Source organism: Pantoea sp. B623 (assembly GCF_024814475.1).
In the GTDB taxonomy this organism is placed as follows: Bacteria; Pseudomonadota; Gammaproteobacteria; order Enterobacterales; family Enterobacteriaceae; genus Pantoea; species Pantoea ananatis.
This window is the reverse complement of the sequence record NZ_JANUXM010000004.1, coordinates 73,703-87,715: the sequence shown is the minus strand read 5'-3', so window position 1 is coordinate 87,715 and position 14,013 is coordinate 73,703. Positions and strand designations below refer to the sequence as shown.

At 55.4% G+C, this 14,013-nt stretch carries 15 protein-coding genes; 7 read left to right on the top strand and 8 right to left on the bottom strand.

Annotated elements, in window-relative coordinates:
• The first annotated feature begins 130 nt into the window (after positions 1–130).
• On the top strand, positions 131–634 hold the full coding sequence (gene tpx, locus NXS97_RS02270) for a thiol peroxidase (protein ID WP_013025896.1): 504 nt from the start codon (positions 131–133) through the stop codon (positions 632–634).
• A 37-nt stretch (positions 635–671) separates the two neighbouring features.
• Here tpx and tyrR read toward each other — a convergent pair whose 3' ends face one another.
• From tyrR to pspA, 7 genes are all read right to left on the bottom strand, one after another.
• The gene (tyrR, locus tag NXS97_RS02265) at positions 672–2,237 is read right to left on the bottom strand and encodes a transcriptional regulator TyrR (protein ID WP_024471800.1); all 1,566 of its coding nucleotides are present in this window, start codon (positions 2,235–2,237) and stop codon (positions 672–674) included.
• A gap of 252 nt (positions 2,238–2,489) precedes the next feature.
• Positions 2,490–3,557 carry a YcjF family protein gene (locus tag NXS97_RS02260; protein WP_259231669.1) on the bottom strand — a complete coding sequence of 356 codons (1,068 nt, stop codon included), beginning with the start codon at positions 3,555–3,557 and terminating at the stop codon, positions 2,490–2,492.
• Positions 3,554–4,951 (bottom strand): YcjX family protein, encoded by a 1,398-nt coding sequence (locus NXS97_RS02255; RefSeq protein WP_015700229.1) that lies wholly within the window; start codon positions 4,949–4,951, stop codon positions 3,554–3,556. Before NXS97_RS02255 ends, NXS97_RS02260 begins: the two co-directional genes overlap by 4 nt.
• A complete protein-coding gene (pspD, locus tag NXS97_RS02250; RefSeq protein WP_022623204.1) occupies positions 4,932–5,180 on the bottom strand; it encodes a phage shock protein PspD in 249 nt (82 codons plus the stop codon). Before pspD ends, NXS97_RS02255 begins: the two co-directional genes overlap by 20 nt.
• Before the next feature lie 57 nt (positions 5,181–5,237).
• Positions 5,238–5,588 (bottom strand): envelope stress response membrane protein PspC, encoded by a 351-nt coding sequence (gene pspC, locus NXS97_RS02245; RefSeq protein WP_064373856.1) that lies wholly within the window; start codon positions 5,586–5,588, stop codon positions 5,238–5,240.
• On the bottom strand, positions 5,585–5,812 hold the full coding sequence (gene pspB / locus NXS97_RS02240) for an envelope stress response membrane protein PspB (RefSeq protein WP_013025903.1): 228 nt from the start codon (positions 5,810–5,812) through the stop codon (positions 5,585–5,587). The genes pspC and pspB overlap by 4 nt, the downstream gene beginning before the upstream one ends.
• A 37-nt stretch (positions 5,813–5,849) precedes the next feature.
• Complete coding sequence (gene pspA / locus NXS97_RS02235) at positions 5,850–6,515, bottom strand: phage shock protein PspA (protein ID WP_014605758.1); 666 nt, start codon at positions 6,513–6,515, stop codon at positions 5,850–5,852.
• A gap of 162 nt (positions 6,516–6,677) precedes the next feature.
• On the opposite strand from pspA, the gene pspF reads away from it, so the two are divergent.
• Positions 6,678–7,691: a phage shock protein operon transcriptional activator gene (gene pspF / locus NXS97_RS02230; RefSeq protein ID WP_015700227.1), complete on the top strand. Its 1,014-nt coding sequence runs from the start codon at positions 6,678–6,680 to the stop codon at positions 7,689–7,691.
• 303 nt (positions 7,692–7,994) lie between these two features.
• Here pspF and NXS97_RS02225 read toward each other — a convergent pair whose 3' ends face one another.
• Positions 7,995–8,444: a GNAT family N-acetyltransferase gene (locus tag NXS97_RS02225; RefSeq protein WP_089517319.1), complete on the bottom strand. Its 450-nt coding sequence runs from the start codon at positions 8,442–8,444 to the stop codon at positions 7,995–7,997.
• Positions 8,445–8,635: 191 nt separating this feature from the next.
• Between NXS97_RS02225 and sapA the strand changes: the two genes are divergently transcribed.
• Genes sapA through sapF form a run of 5 tightly spaced genes read left to right on the top strand, consistent with a single transcriptional unit; the run spans position 8,636 to position 13,907 of the window.
• Positions 8,636–10,264 (top strand): ABC transporter substrate-binding protein SapA, encoded by a 1,629-nt coding sequence (gene sapA, locus NXS97_RS02220; RefSeq protein WP_019105147.1) that lies wholly within the window; start codon positions 8,636–8,638, stop codon positions 10,262–10,264.
• Positions 10,265–11,230: a putrescine export ABC transporter permease SapB gene (sapB, locus tag NXS97_RS02215; protein ID WP_014605757.1), complete on the top strand. Its 966-nt coding sequence runs from the start codon at positions 10,265–10,267 to the stop codon at positions 11,228–11,230.
• On the top strand, positions 11,217–12,107 hold the full coding sequence (gene sapC, locus NXS97_RS02210) for a putrescine export ABC transporter permease SapC (RefSeq protein ID WP_013025909.1): 891 nt from the start codon (positions 11,217–11,219) through the stop codon (positions 12,105–12,107). Before sapB ends, sapC begins: the two co-directional genes overlap by 14 nt.
• Positions 12,107–13,102 carry a putrescine export ABC transporter ATP-binding protein SapD gene (gene sapD / locus NXS97_RS02205; protein ID WP_024471798.1) on the top strand — a complete coding sequence of 332 codons (996 nt, stop codon included), beginning with the start codon at positions 12,107–12,109 and terminating at the stop codon, positions 13,100–13,102. The genes sapC and sapD overlap by 1 nt, the downstream gene beginning before the upstream one ends.
• Position 13,103: 1 nt before the next feature.
• Positions 13,104–13,907 (top strand): putrescine export ABC transporter ATP-binding protein SapF, encoded by an 804-nt coding sequence (gene sapF, locus NXS97_RS02200; RefSeq protein ID WP_014605756.1) that lies wholly within the window; start codon positions 13,104–13,106, stop codon positions 13,905–13,907.
• Positions 13,908–14,013 lie beyond the last annotated feature (106 nt).

Genomic DNA, 14,013 nt, shown 5'->3' with positions numbered 1-14,013 from the left:
ATTCATCATCGCCATTTAACTTTAGGCAACAAATGCTCTCGTAAACCCTTAAAATTTATGTCATAAACAATGGCTATACCTGTACTGACGCTTTCTTTTCTGTCAGATAACATCATTAGAAGGAATTCTTATGTCTCAGACTGTTCACTTTCAGGGCAACCCTGTAGCGGTTGCAGGTCAGTTCCCGCAGCCGGGCGATAGCGTTAACGCTTTTACCCTCGTGGCGAAAAACCTGTCTAACGTTTCACTCTCTGAGTATGCAGGAAAACGCAAGATTCTGAATATTTTTCCCAGCGTCGATACCGGCGTGTGCGCCTCTTCGGTGCGCAAGTTTAACCAGTTAGCGGGCGAACTGAATAACACGGTGGTGTTATGTATTTCCGCCGACCTGCCCTTTGCTCAATCGCGTTTTTGTGGCGCAGACAACCTCAACAACGTGGTTACGCTGTCAACGCTGCGCGGCGGGGAATTCAAAAAAGATTTTGGCGTGGAAATTGCTGATGGTGCCCTTCAGGGTCTGACGGCCCGTGCCGTTATCGTACTGGATGAGCATGACAAAGTGCTTTACAGCCAGCTGGTGAATGAGATCACCACTGAACCCGATTATGATGCCGCACTCGCTGCGCTGAAATAATGGCCACAGCGGATAAGCCAGACTTATCCGCTGCGTTTTATTCGTTGTCGCCGCGCTTCTGCCCCAGACCGTACTCACGCAGTTTATTGGCAATGGCGGTATGGGAAACCCCCAGTCGTTTTGCCAGTTTGCGCGTGCTCGGATAAGACAAATATAACCGCGTCAAAATAGATCGTTCAAAGCGGCTGGTGATCTGATCCAGCGTGCCTTCCATCGCTTCTTCCCCCAGTGACACATCCAGCGCCTGTTCCGGCAAGACGATATCCTGCGGCCGTAACTCATGGCCTTCCAACTGGGTTAATGCACGATACAAGGCATTTTTAAGCTGCCGCACGTTTCCGGGCCAGTTATAGCGCATCAGAAAAGCATTCAGCTGTGAGGAAAGACGCGGCCGTGGAATGCCCTGTTCATCGGCGAAACGCGCCACGAACATTTCCGTCAGCGGCATAATGTCCTGAACGCGCTCGCGCAGCGGCGGCAGATTAAGCGTAAGCACATTCAGGCGATAGAAAAGGTCTTCCCTGAACTCGCCGCGCTGAACCAGCTCAAACAGGTTCTTCTGGGTGGCGCAGATCACGCGGACATTCACGTGTACCTCATGCTCCTCACCGACGCGGCGGAAAGTGCCATCGTTGAGAAAACGCAGCAGCTTCGTCTGCATGGTGGGTGACATCTCGCCAATTTCATCCAGCAGCACCGAGCCACCGTTTGCCTGTTCGAAAAAGCCTTTTTTACCCTCCAGCGCATTGGGATAGGCCCCGGCTGCGTGACCAAAAAGCTCACTTTCCGCTACGTCATCCGGCAGCGATGCACAGTTAAGCGCAAGAAAAGGCATCTTTCCGCGTGCGCTGCGTAAATGACAGGCCCGCGCCAGCATGTCTTTGCCCGTGCCGGTGTCGCCGATAATCAGCAGCGGTGCATCGTGCATCGCGAGCTTGCGCGCCTGTTCCACGACCTGCCGCATCCTGGGCGTAACGGCGACAATATGATCGAACTCGGTTTCATCAGTCACCACCAGGTTCTGCAGTTGTCGCCCCATACGGGCAGTAGACTTCAGCATCACCATTGCGCCGACGAGCTGGTCGGCCTGGTCGTTGTCCTCTGACAGGTAAATCGGATGTGCTTCCATCAGGAAGTCGCGCCCTTCTATCACCACATGTTGCGCCTGCGCCTGAACGCGTTCGCTCTCCAGCCAGCGCGCAAAATTAAAACCGTTAATCAGGTGGTCGGCGGTAAAATTGCGGATCTTGTTTTCATCAAGATTAAACAGGTTTTGCGCCGCCGGGTTCGCCAGCTCAACCTTCGTTCTCAAATCAACCGAAAATACCGGCTCTGGCATGGCAACCAGCAAGGCGCTGAGTACCCGATGTTCACGTTCAGATGGCATATAGGGGACCGTGCGGACATCGGTGACGCCGGGTGTACGACGGATTTCCGCCATCAGATTACTGAACTGTTCGAATTCAAGCGTGGAGAAATTGAGATAGATACGGCCTGAGGCGGCGACTTCAATGCCGCGGAGATCGATACTGCGCGCCACCAACAGGTCGAGCAATTCACGCGCCAGTCCGATACGGTCCTGACAAAACACTTCTAAACGCATTGCGTGGGCCTTAATCCGTTTGATATGTCGCGATAATACGCTAAACAGCCCGTCCGCAGAAAGGGGGCTGTCAGGAAAAGTTGACAGCGTTAACGCAAGCGCGTTTTTTTTAAACGTCCGTCGCGCGCAGCGCGCCATAATACCTTGAGTTTTCGACGTCTTTCGCAGTTAATCTTCCCAGTATCCCGGAACGGTCCCCCGCAGATTTGGCGCGCTAAACAGGGGACGTTAAATAACGGCCCCCATCTAAAGTCAGTTTTGTGGATGTTTATTCCCGCCCTTTTGTAGCGCGTCTTTCAACTGCCCTAACAGCTCCCGGCGGTAATCGCCGAGACGAGGTTTATCATTTTCCAGCCAGGGTAAAGGCCGACACAGTTCCATCGCTTTGATACCCAGCCGGGCGGTGAGCAGCCCCGCACCAATGCCCTGCGCGGCACGCGTCGACAGGCGGGCCGCGATGTCCTGCGACATCCAGTCCATTCCGACCTCGCGCACCAGCTCTGAGGCCCCGGCAAACGCCATGTTAAGCAGCACCAGTCGGAACAGGCGCAGTCGACTAAAATAGCCCAGCTCAATACCGTAAATGGCCGCAATGCGGTTGACCAGCCGCAGGTTACGCCAGGCGATAAAGGCCATATCGACCAGTGCCAACGGGCTGACGGCGATCATCAGCGCCGATTCGGCAGCATGGCGGCTGTTTTCCCGCCGGGCCTGGCGATCAAGAACCGGCTGCACCAGTTGGGCATAGAGCCGGACCGTTTCACCATCATTGTGGGTTTCGTGAAGCGAGGCATGCCAGCGTTGCAGCGCTGGATGAGCCTGATCCAGTTCGGCCTGACGCGCCAGTTTTTCACAAAAAGCCCGCCCCTGGCCCACGCCGTGGCTGTTAAGCAGTTCCCGGCCCCGATCGCGCTCTTCCGCACGCTGCCGCAGTTGATATAAGCGGCGCCATTCCTGGGTCAGCGCGCCCACACCGGCCAGAACAATCAGTCCGCCGGCGACGCCGCTGCCCAGCGCAAACCAGTCCTGCGCCAGCCAGGCATTGTGGCTCCACTGCACGCCCTGCGCCACAACACTGACGCCAAACAGCGCCAGGCCTGCGCCCACCATTTTGCGCCACAGGCTGCGTTTAGGTTTCAGCGCGGCCTCGACGGCTCTTTCCCCTGCGCTTTCTTCTTCAACCGTCGCGTCGCTGTCTTGCACAGCCAAAAAAGCGGCCTGGGCATCGTCTTCAAACGTTTGAGCAGGCCGCAGCACACTTTCGGGCTTATCCTCCAGCGGGTGGGCAAAATCGATACGCGGTTTTAACGGATCGCTCATCGCAATTTATCTCCCAGTAAAAATTCCAGCGCCGCATCCATGCGGATATGCGGCAGTGGGCGATCGATATCCAGCTGCTGTGGGCGAAACTGCTCAAACTGAAAGCCTTGCTGCTGCCAGAACGCGCTGCCCGGTAGCCGGGGCGGAACGTCACCCGGATAAACGGTTAATGCCTCGCCATCCTGCAGGCGATGACCGCGAAGTGCCGGGATTTTTTCGCCACGGTGATCGACCAGCCCGCTTTGTGTGGCCTGAACCGAGGCCAGGCCAATACAGTCCATGCTGATGCCTTCGAACGCGGCGTTTTGCCAGGCGTCCTGCACAAGCTGCTGCAGCAAAGAGACCATATTGCCGTGCTGGTCGCTGGTGATGTGATCGGCTTTGGTCGCAGCAAATAACAGCTTATCGATGACGGGTGAAAACAGTCGTCGGAACAGCGTACGCTGCCCGTAATGAAAGCTCTGCATCAGTTGCGTTAATGCCAGCCGCATATCATTAAACGCCTGCGGCCCGCTGTTGAGCGGCTGCAGGCAGTCCACCAGCACGATCTGGCGATCAAAGCGCAGAAAATGATTTTTATAGAAGTCTTTTACGACATGCTGGCAGTAGTAATTGAATCGCTGCTGCAGCATGGCAAAGTTACTGCCTTTATCGGCCTGCGCCAGCTTCGCCGCCTGGGCTTCATCGTCAGTTGGCCAGGGAAAAAACTGTAGCGCTGGCGCACCGGCCATATCGCCAGGCAGAACAAAACGTCCCGGCTGAATGAAGTGCAGCCCTTCCGCTTTACACTGATGCAGGTAGTCAGTCCAGGCCGCAGCGATGTCGGCCAGGCGGTTCTCATCCGCCGGAGCGAAAGGATCAAGCGTTTGACTCAGTGCACGCCATGGCGCGGCCCAGCTGGCGCGATCGCCCTGTAATAAGCCGTTCATCTGCCGCGACCAGGTCAGATAATCCTGTGCCAGCATAGGCAGATCGAGCAGCCACTCACCCGGGTAATCGACGATTTCAAGATAGAGCGTGGCGGTGTCTTTGAGATGGCGGAGTAACGAATCGTTGGGGCGATAACGCAGTGCCAGGCGCATTTCACTCACGCCTCGCGTCGGGGTTGGCCAGGCAGGCGGTGTGTTGTAAAGCTGCGCCAGCCCCTCATCGTAGGTAAAACGCGCCGTGCCCATGTCTCGCTGGGGGACGCGTTTCACGCCCAGCAGGCGCTCATCGCGCACCACGGAAAACAGCGGCAGTCGGGCACCGCTGTGAACAGACAGGAGCTGGTTAACCAGCGAGGTAATGAAGGCCGTTTTGCCACTGCGGCTTAATCCGGTTACCGCCAGACGAAGATGGCGATCGACGCCGCGGTTCATCAATGCCAGCAATTCAGTTTGCAGTCTTTTCATCTTTCTCCTTGATGAAGCGTGATGCCACAGTGTTCATCACGCGTTTCAGCAGTGGCTCAAGCGCCAGTCCTAACAGAATACGCAACGGACGACGCGCCACCGATTTCACCGCCCAGCCGGTCAGGCCCGCAGGACCATAAGTTATGGCATTGATAATGATAAATTTAGCGGCGGACTTCAACGCAGGTGTTGCACGATGACGAAAAGCCGCAGTGCGTGAAACAGTCATCACTTCCTCCAAACGGTTCACAAACGGGCCAGACACTGGCCCGCTGCAGAACAACGATTAAATCTGACGGAAACGACTGCGCACGCTGAAGGTTTCAGAGGTGACGTAACGTTCAATATCCCGAACATTACGCTCATCCTGTTGCAGTGTCGTTTCCAGTTGGTCCAGCAGTTCACCTGCGCTGGGCGCGTATTCCCCGTAATCCACGCCGGCCGGTTTAACGTCCAGCACGAAACCCAACACGAAATAGGCGATCACGGTAAACACAAACAGACCAAAGAACAGTGACAAGACGACGATGATGCGAAGCAGTCGTACCGGAACGTCAAGGTATTCGGCTAAACCGGCACACACGCCCATCAGCTTCCCTTCGTCAGGCTTACGCCATAACTTGCGGCCTTTCATCATGGCTGCCTCCAGTTAGGATGTTCAGCATCGAGGATGGCTTCAAGCGCTTCAATGCGCTCCCGCATGCGCTGGGCATCTTTGGTTACCTGTTGCAGGCGCTGCATCTGACTCTGCGACAGATCGGTGCCCCCGTTGCGTTTGTTACTGTAGTGTAGCCATAGCCAGACGGGTGCCACAAACAGCACAAATATCGTTAATGGAATGGCTAAAAATAATGCGCTCATTGACTCTCCTTAATCCTGTCCAGCAGAAAGCGGCGTCTTATTCGCTGCGGTTCATTTTGGCTTTCAGCGCGTTCAGTTGCTGACTGATTTCGTCATCCGCTTTCAGATCGGTAAACTGCTGATCCAGGGTTTTCGGTTTGCCAAAACCGTGGCTCTCTGCTTCTGCTTCCATGTGATCGATGCGACGCTCAAAGGATTCAAAACGCGCCATCGCTTCATCAATTTTACCGCCGTCCAGCTGACGGCGGACGTCGCGTGAAGACGATGCCGCCTGGTGGCGCAGCGTAAGAGCCTGCTGGCGTGCGCGGGTTTCGCTCAGCTTTTTCTCCAGCTCGGTGATTTCGCCTTTCATGCGAGCCAGCGTCTCTTCAACCTGGTCAACTTCCTGTTTCAGGGTTGCGATCAGATCGGTGAGTTTCTGTTTTTCGATCAGCGCGGAGCGGGCCAGATCCTCTTTGTCTTTACGCAGAGCCAGTTCAGCCTTGTCCTGCCATTCGGCCTGCTGAAGCTCTGCCTGCTCAATCCGCCGTGCCAGCTGTTTCTTCTCTGCCAGGGCGCGCGCAGAGGTAGAGCGGACTTCAACCAGCGTATCTTCCATTTCCTGAATCATCAGGCGCACCAGCTTCTGCGGATCTTCTGCACGCTCCAGCAGGGAATTAATGTTGGCATTAACGATGTCAGCGAAACGCGAAAAAATACCCATAATGATGTTCCTCTTGATTGTCATAGTTTCAACTTGCTGTACGGGTTAATTCAAGATGCGTGCCAACTTTTATCTTATTGATTTTTATTGTATTGCTGGCTTTGCAGTTTCTTTTATCTGTTCTAAGATAGTTAAATTGATTAATCAGTGGCGAAATTCATCATGTCTCCTAACAACGATAACCTGCTGGGCGAATCGAACAACTTTCTGGAAGTGCTGGAGCAGGTATCGAAACTCGCACCGCTGGAAAAACCGGTTTTGGTCGTGGGCGAACGCGGTACCGGTAAAGAGTTGATCGCCAGTCGTCTGCACTATCTGTCCGATCGCTGGCAGGGCCCTTTTATCTCGCTCAACTGTGCCGCGCTGAATGAAAACCTGCTGGATTCGGAGCTGTTTGGACATGAGGCAGGCGCCTTTACCGGCGCGCAAAAGCGTCACCTGGGCCGTTTTGAACGGGCAGACGGCGGCACGCTGTTCCTTGATGAGCTGGCAACCGCCCCGATGCTGGTTCAGGAAAAACTCCTGCGGGTTATTGAATACGGTCAGCTTGAACGCGTAGGCGGGAATCACGTTTTTCAGGTGAATGTGCGCCTGATTTGCGCCACCAATGAAGACCTGCCCGCGCTGGCCGCCGCCGGGAAGTTTCGTGCCGATCTGCTCGATCGTCTGGCGTTCGATGTGGTTCAACTGCCGCCGCTCCGCGAGCGCCGTAGCGATATTCTGGTGATGGCGGACCATTTCGCCATCCAGATGTGCCGGGAGTTAACCTTGCCCCTGTTTCCCGGTTTTACTCAGCAGGCTCAGCAAACCTTACTGGAACACCCGTGGCCGGGTAACGTGCGTGAGCTAAAAAACGTCGTTGAGCGGTCGGTCTATCGCCATAACACCAGCGATGAACCTCTGGATAACATCATTATCAACCCGTTTGAACGACGCACCGCCCCCGAAGATGCCCCGCCGCCTGCCCACGTGCCGGACGCGGCATCGGCCCTGCCTTCTTTACCGCTTGACCTGCGTCAGTGGCAGAATCAGCAGGAGTACGATGTGGTAGAAATCAGCTTACAACAGGCGAAGTACAATCAACGTCGTGCCGCCAGCTTACTGGGTGTGACCTACCACCAGCTCAGAGCGATGATGAAAAAGCACGGGATTCAGGCGCGAGACGGACAAGCATAAAGGATCTGGCCGGTTCCGATACGTGGCAAGGCATTGTTTTTCTGCGGCATTTGCCGTGGGCGATTCTTCGATACGACTGAGACAAGAGGGTGAGACAGAAAGCGGGCGGGAGCCTAAAAAAGGGCCCGCCGAAGCGGGCAACTGGAAGCAATGTGAGCAATGTCGTGCTCTTCTTCGGTAGAGCCACCGTCGAAGCGCAACTGAATAATAATCATTCCTGTTCGCATCTGTAAAGCCTTATTGAGAACTTTTCTCATTTCCACATCAACGCTATGCCTTTATTTTTCACGCAACTCCGCGTGGTTACGCGTCATTTGCGTCTCTGCGTAAATAGACCATGTCACGTAACTGTACGCCCTCTTCGATAATCGGTTTGTCATCATTGTCCGTGAAAAAATCCTTGACCCGGTGTGACTCGCGGAAACCGCTTTTATGATAAAAACGGAGTATGCCTGGCACGTCCCCGGTGCCGACGTACATCGTCTTACACGCTTTTAAAAACGTCTCTGCAAGATAAGCCAGCATCGCGCGGCCATAGTTACCCTGATCTGCCGGGCAGGTCGCCATATTTTTAAGCTCGCATTCCGTCTCGTTTAAACGCGTCACCACGGCAATGCACTTCACTCCGTTATCCCACAGCCTGAACATGCGTCCGCTGGCAAGATAGCGGTCAATCATATCTTCCTGTTCATCGGCCAACAGCAATAGCGGCAGGTAGATTTTTTTATTTTCCGTCACTTCATCGATAGTCATGGGTGCTTTCCTCCTGTGCCATCGACACAAACAGGTTCTGCCTGGGCAAAAACTGATCGCGATCGGCAGCGGCAGCCAATCCCACTTTTACGCTGGTGCGCGCGCAAAGAGCTGGCAATCGCTGATGCGTATTTGGGGCCAGGCCCGCTTTGCGATACACTCTGCCTAATGCCTGAGAATCGTTGAGTTCTATGTTAAAACTAATTCCTTCGCTGTTACTGAGTCTCAGCGTGTTGAGCGCGCCTGTGTGGTCTGCGCCGACGCTGGCGGGTGATATCCGTCAAAGCGGATTCGTCTATTGCGTTAACGGCACGCTGAATACCTTCAATCCCCAGATGGCCAGCAGTGGTTTAACGGTGGATACGCTGGCTGCGCAGCTGTACGACCGCCTGTTAGATGTGGATCCTTACACCTACCGGTTGCAGTCCGATCTGGCTGCCAGTTGGGAAGTGCGTGATAACGGTGCCACCTACCGTTTTCACCTGCGTCATGGGGTGCAGTTCCAGCACACCGCAACCTTTAAACCCACCCGCGCCATGAATGCGGATGACGTGGTATTCAGCTTTGCCCGCATGTTCGATCGCAAACATCCCTGGCATAATGTTAACGGTGGCTATTACCCCTATTTCGACAGCCTGCAGTTCGCCGATTCCGTTCAGAGCATTAAAAAAATCGATAACGATACCGTCGAATTCCGTCTGAATAGTCCGGACGCCTCTTTTCTCTGGCACCTGGCGACGCACTACGCGCCCGTTTTGTCGAAAGAGTATGCTGACAGCCTGGATAAAGTGGGCCGCCAGGAAGAGCTGGATCGTTTACCTGTCGGCACCGGTCCTTTCCAGTTGAGCGAATACCGCAGCGGGCAATATATTCGTCTGGCGCGTAACCCGCATTACTGGAAAGGCGTGCCGCGCCTGCAGCAGGTGGTTATCGACCTCGGAGCCGGCGGAACAGGCCGTTTATCGAAGCTGCTTACGGGCGAATGCGACGTGCTCGCCTATCCTGCCGCCAGCCAAATATCCATTCTGCGTGACGATCCCCGACTGCGCATGACGCTGCGGCCCGGGATGAACATCGCCTATTTAGCATTTAATACCCGAAAACCGCCGCTCGACAGGCCGGAAGTCCGTCACGCACTGGCGCTGGCGATGAATAATGAGCGTCTGATGGAATCTATCTATTACGGCACTGCCGAGACGGCTGCATCCATACTGCCTCGCGCGTCCTGGGCTTACGATACCGATGCCAGCATTACCCCTTACGATCCCAAAAAGGCCAAAGAAGCGCTGGAAGCCGCTGGCGTCCACGATCTTCATCTGCGCCTGGTCGTGCCCGCGGCCTCGCAGTCCTGGAACCCTGCGCCGCTGAAAACGGCAGAGCTTATCCAGGCTGACCTTGCGCAAATTGGCGTACAGGTCACCATCGTGCCGGTTGAGGGGCGTTTTCAGGAGGCGCAGCTGATGGCAATGAACCACGATCTGACGCTGGCGGGCTGGGCAACTGACAGTAACGATCCCGACAGCTTCTTTCGTCCGCTGCTCAGCTGCGCCGCCATCAGTTCGCAGACCAACTATGCTCACTGGTGTTCACCCACGTTTGACGACACGCTGAAAAATGCCCTGTTGTCACAGCAGCTGTCGGGGCGTATTGAAAATTATGATAAAGCCCAGCAGATTCTGGCGCGCGAGCTGCCCGTTCTGCCGCTGGCTTCATCTTTGCGTCTGCAAGCCTATCGGCATGATATTAAAGGTCTGGTTTTGAGTCCGTTTGGCAATGCGTCATTTGCCGGCGTGTATCGTGATGAGCGAGAGGAACGTTAAGTGGTCATCTATATCCTGCGTCGCCTGGTATTGCTGGTGATTACCTTGTTTTTTCTTTCGCTGGTGAGCTTCAGCCTGAGCTATTTCACCCCTAACGCGCCGCTGGAAGGCGCATCGCTGTTCGATGCCTGGTGGTTCTGGTTTAAAGGCATGCTGCAGCTGGACTTTGGGGTTTCCAGCACCAATGGGCAGGAAATTGGCGTACAGCTGCGTGAGGTGTTTCCCGCTACGATGGAGCTGTGCCTGATGGCCTTTAGCTTAGCGCTGATCGTCGGGATTCCGCTGGGCATTTGCGCCGGTGCAATGCGCCATAAATGGCAGGATAAACTGATCAGCGCTCTCGCCCTGTTAGGGTTCTCGATTCCTGTGTTCTGGCTTGCCCTGCTATTTACGCTGTTTTTTTCGTTAACGCTGGGCTGGCTGCCGGTTTCCGGCCGCTACGATTTGCTCTATCCGGTCCAGAACATTACCGGCTTTGCCTTGATCGATGCCTGGCTCAGCCCCTCGCCGTGGCGGCATGAAATGATGATTAGCGTGCTGATGCATCTGATTTTGCCGGTGACCGTTCTGGCCATGGCGCCGACGACCGAGATCGTGCGTTTATTGCGCATCAGCACCATTGATGTCGTGGATAAAAGCTATGTGAAGGCGGCCGCCACCCGTGGGTTATCCCGTTTTACCGTGATTCGCCGTCACGTTCTGCATAATGCCCTTCCGCCCGTCATTCCACGCCTGGGTCTGCAGTTTTCCAGCATGTTAACGCTGGCGATGATCACGGAAATGGTCTTCAACTGGCCCGGTCTGGGGCGCTGGCTGATTAACGCAATCCGCCAGCAGGATTATGCGGCGATATCGGCCGGTGTGATGGTGACCGGCGGCGTGGTGATTGTGGTGAATGTGCTCTCTGACATTGTCGGTGCGGCGCTGAACCCGCTGAAACATAAGGAATGGTATGCCCTACGATAACATCTACGCCGAAAAACGCCTGCCGAGCGCATTTCGTCAGAGCTGGCACCATTTTTATAGCGACATGCCTGCGATGATAGGTCTGTACGGCTTTGGCGCACTGCTGCTGCTCTGTCTGTTTGGGCATTTCCTGGCACCTTATCCCATCGACCAGCAGTTTTTGGGCTACCAGCTGTTACCGCCCTCCTGGTCACGCTACGGTGAAGTGTCGTTCTTCCTTGGAACAGACGATTTAGGGCGTGATTTACTCAGCCGTCTGCTCAATGGCGTGGCCCCGACAGTGGGTTCAGCCATTGTCGTTACGCTGTTTGCCACTTTCTGGGCACTGGTACTCGGTATCGTGGCGGGCATGACGCACGGCGTGCGCTCTGCCGTGCTGAATCACGTGCTGGACACGTTACTGTCAATTCCTTCTCTCTTGCTGGCCATCATCGTGGTGGCCTTTCTCGGCCCACGCCTTGAACATGCGTTGCTGGCGGTCTGGCTGGCGCTGATGCCAAGGCTGGTGCGGGAAATTTACAGCGCCGTTCATGATGAACTGGAAAAAGAGTATGTGGTGGCGGCGCGTCTCGATGGGGCGACCAGCATTAATATTATGTGGCATGCGATTCTCCCTAACGTGTTACCGATGCTGATCAGCGAAATTACGCGTGCGCTCTCCATGGCCATTCTTGATATTGCCGCCCTGGGATTTCTCGACCTTGGCGCGCAGTTGCCCTCACCGGAATGGGGCGCGATGCTGGGCGATTCCCTGGAGCTGGTCTACGTGGCCCCCTGGACCGTGATGTTGCCCGGTGCGGCGCTGATGCTAAGCGTATTAGTGGTTAACCTGCTCGGTGATGGCATTCGTCGGGCCGTCGAGGCGGGAGTGGAATAATGCCGTTACTGGATATTCGTAATTTGACGATTGAATTTATGACCGCGGACGGGCCGGTTAAAGCGGTCGATCGCGTTAATTTGTCCCTCAGTGAAGGCGAAATTCGCGGTCTGGTCGGGGAGTCCGGTTCGGGCAAGAGCCTGGTGGCCAAGGCGATTTGCGGCGTGACTAACGACAACTGGCGCGTTACCGCAGACCGCATGGTCTTTGATGACGTTGATCTGCTGCGTCTGTCTGCCCGTGAGCGCCGCCGCATCGTGGGTCATAACGTATCGATGATTTTTCAGGAGCCGCAATCCTGTCTCGATCCCTCTGAAAGTGTCGGGCGTCAGCTAATGCAGGCGATTCCGCGCTGGACCTATAAAGGCCCGTGGATGAAGCGTTTTTGGTTCTGGCGTAAAACCCGGGCGATTGAACTGCTGCATCGGGTGGGCATTAAGGATCATAAAGACATCATGCGCAGCTTTCCCTATGAGTTAACCGAGGGCGAGTGCCAGAAAGTTATGATCGCCATCGCGCTGGCGAATCAGCCCCGCCTGCTGATTGCGGATGAGCCAACGAATGCGATGGAGCCTACAACCCAGGCGCAGATATTCCGCCTGCTGAGCCGTCTTAACCAGAACAATAACACCACCATTTTATTGATCAGCCACGATCTGCGCACGATGAGCCAGTGGGCTGACCGCATTAACGTCATGTACTGCGGCCAGACGGTCGAAACGGCGCAAAGCGAAGACCTGATGACGACCCCGCATCATCCCTATACTCAGGCTTTGATTCGCGCCATGCCTGATTTTGGTCGTCCGCTGCCGCACAAAAGCCGACTGAACACCTTATCGGGCGCGATTCCGTCGCTGGAGAGCCTGCCGATTGGCTGTCGCCTGGGGCCACGCTGTCCCTACGCGCAGCGTAAGTGCATTGAAACGCCGCGGCTGACGGGCACCCGCTCGCACCTGTACGCCTGCCACTTCCCGCTTAACGTTGAGGGCCAATAACATGGAAACGTTGCTGGAAGTCCGCAATCTCAGCAAAACTTTTCGCTACCGCACCGGCCTGTTTCGCCGCCAGCACGTTGAAGCCGTTAAATCCGTCAGCTTTACGCTGCGTGAAAAGCAGACCCTGGCGATTATCGGCGAGAACGGATCGGGTAAATCGACCCTGGCGAAAATGCTTAGCGGCACCGTTGCCCCCAGCGACGGGGAGATCATCATTGACGATCATCCGCTCAGCTTTGGTGATTACGGCTATCGTAGCCAACGCATTCGCATGATTTTTCAGGATCCGTCAACGTCGCTCAACCCCCGCCAGCGCGTGAGCCAGATTCTGGATTTGCCGCTGCGCCTGAATACCGGGCTGGATGCTGAGGAACGGGAAAAACGCATCATTGCAACGCTGCGTCAGGTGGGATTGCTGCGCGATCACGCGGGTTACTATCCCCACATGCTGGCACCGGGCCAAAAGCAGCGCCTTGGGCTGGCACGGGCCTTGATCCTGCAGCCCAAAGTGATTGTGGCCGACGAGGCGCTGGCCTCTCTGGATATGACCATGCGCTCTCAACTGGTCAATCTGATGCTGGAACTCCAGGAAAAACACGGCATTGCTTATATTTATGTGACCCAGCATCTTGGCATGATGAAGCACATCAGCGATAAAGTACTCGTCATGCATCACGGTGAAGTGGTGGAACGCGGCGGAACGGCAGACGTGCTCGCCTCGCCGCTGCACGAGATGACCAAACGCCTGATCAACAGCCATTTTGGCGAGGCGCTGACCGCCGAAGCCTGGCGGCGTGAGCGTTGATTTTGCGGCATATTGTGGAAAACGCTGAGCGGTTTTCCTGATTTCAAGCAGACGTGCTAGAATCCGCACGTCGATTAACGTCGGTCGTCTATTATTTAAACAACGC

Coding starts and splice junctions, on each gene's coding strand:
- tpx (WP_013025896.1), top strand. CDS start 131: ATGTCTCAGACTGTTCACTTTCAGGGCAACCCTGTAGCGGTTGCAGGT.
- tyrR (WP_024471800.1), bottom strand. CDS start 2,237: ATGCGTTTAGAAGTGTTTTGTCAGGACCGTATCGGACTGGCGCGTGAA.
- NXS97_RS02260 (WP_259231669.1), bottom strand. CDS start 3,557: ATGAGCGATCCGTTAAAACCGCGTATCGATTTTGCCCACCCGCTGGAG.
- NXS97_RS02255 (WP_015700229.1), bottom strand. CDS start 4,951: ATGAAAAGACTGCAAACTGAATTGCTGGCATTGATGAACCGCGGCGTC.
- pspD (WP_022623204.1), bottom strand. CDS start 5,180: ATGACTGTTTCACGCACTGCGGCTTTTCGTCATCGTGCAACACCTGCG.
- pspC (WP_064373856.1), bottom strand. CDS start 5,588: ATGATGAAAGGCCGCAAGTTATGGCGTAAGCCTGACGAAGGGAAGCTG.
- pspB (WP_013025903.1), bottom strand. CDS start 5,812: ATGAGCGCATTATTTTTAGCCATTCCATTAACGATATTTGTGCTGTTT.
- pspA (WP_014605758.1), bottom strand. CDS start 6,515: ATGGGTATTTTTTCGCGTTTCGCTGACATCGTTAATGCCAACATTAAT.
- pspF (WP_015700227.1), top strand. CDS start 6,678: ATGTCTCCTAACAACGATAACCTGCTGGGCGAATCGAACAACTTTCTG.
- NXS97_RS02225 (WP_089517319.1), bottom strand. CDS start 8,444: ATGACTATCGATGAAGTGACGGAAAATAAAAAAATCTACCTGCCGCTA.
- sapA (WP_019105147.1), top strand. CDS start 8,636: ATGTTAAAACTAATTCCTTCGCTGTTACTGAGTCTCAGCGTGTTGAGC.
- sapC (WP_013025909.1), top strand. CDS start 11,217: ATGCCCTACGATAACATCTACGCCGAAAAACGCCTGCCGAGCGCATTT.
- sapD (WP_024471798.1), top strand. CDS start 12,107: ATGCCGTTACTGGATATTCGTAATTTGACGATTGAATTTATGACCGCG.
- sapF (WP_014605756.1), top strand. CDS start 13,104: ATGGAAACGTTGCTGGAAGTCCGCAATCTCAGCAAAACTTTTCGCTAC.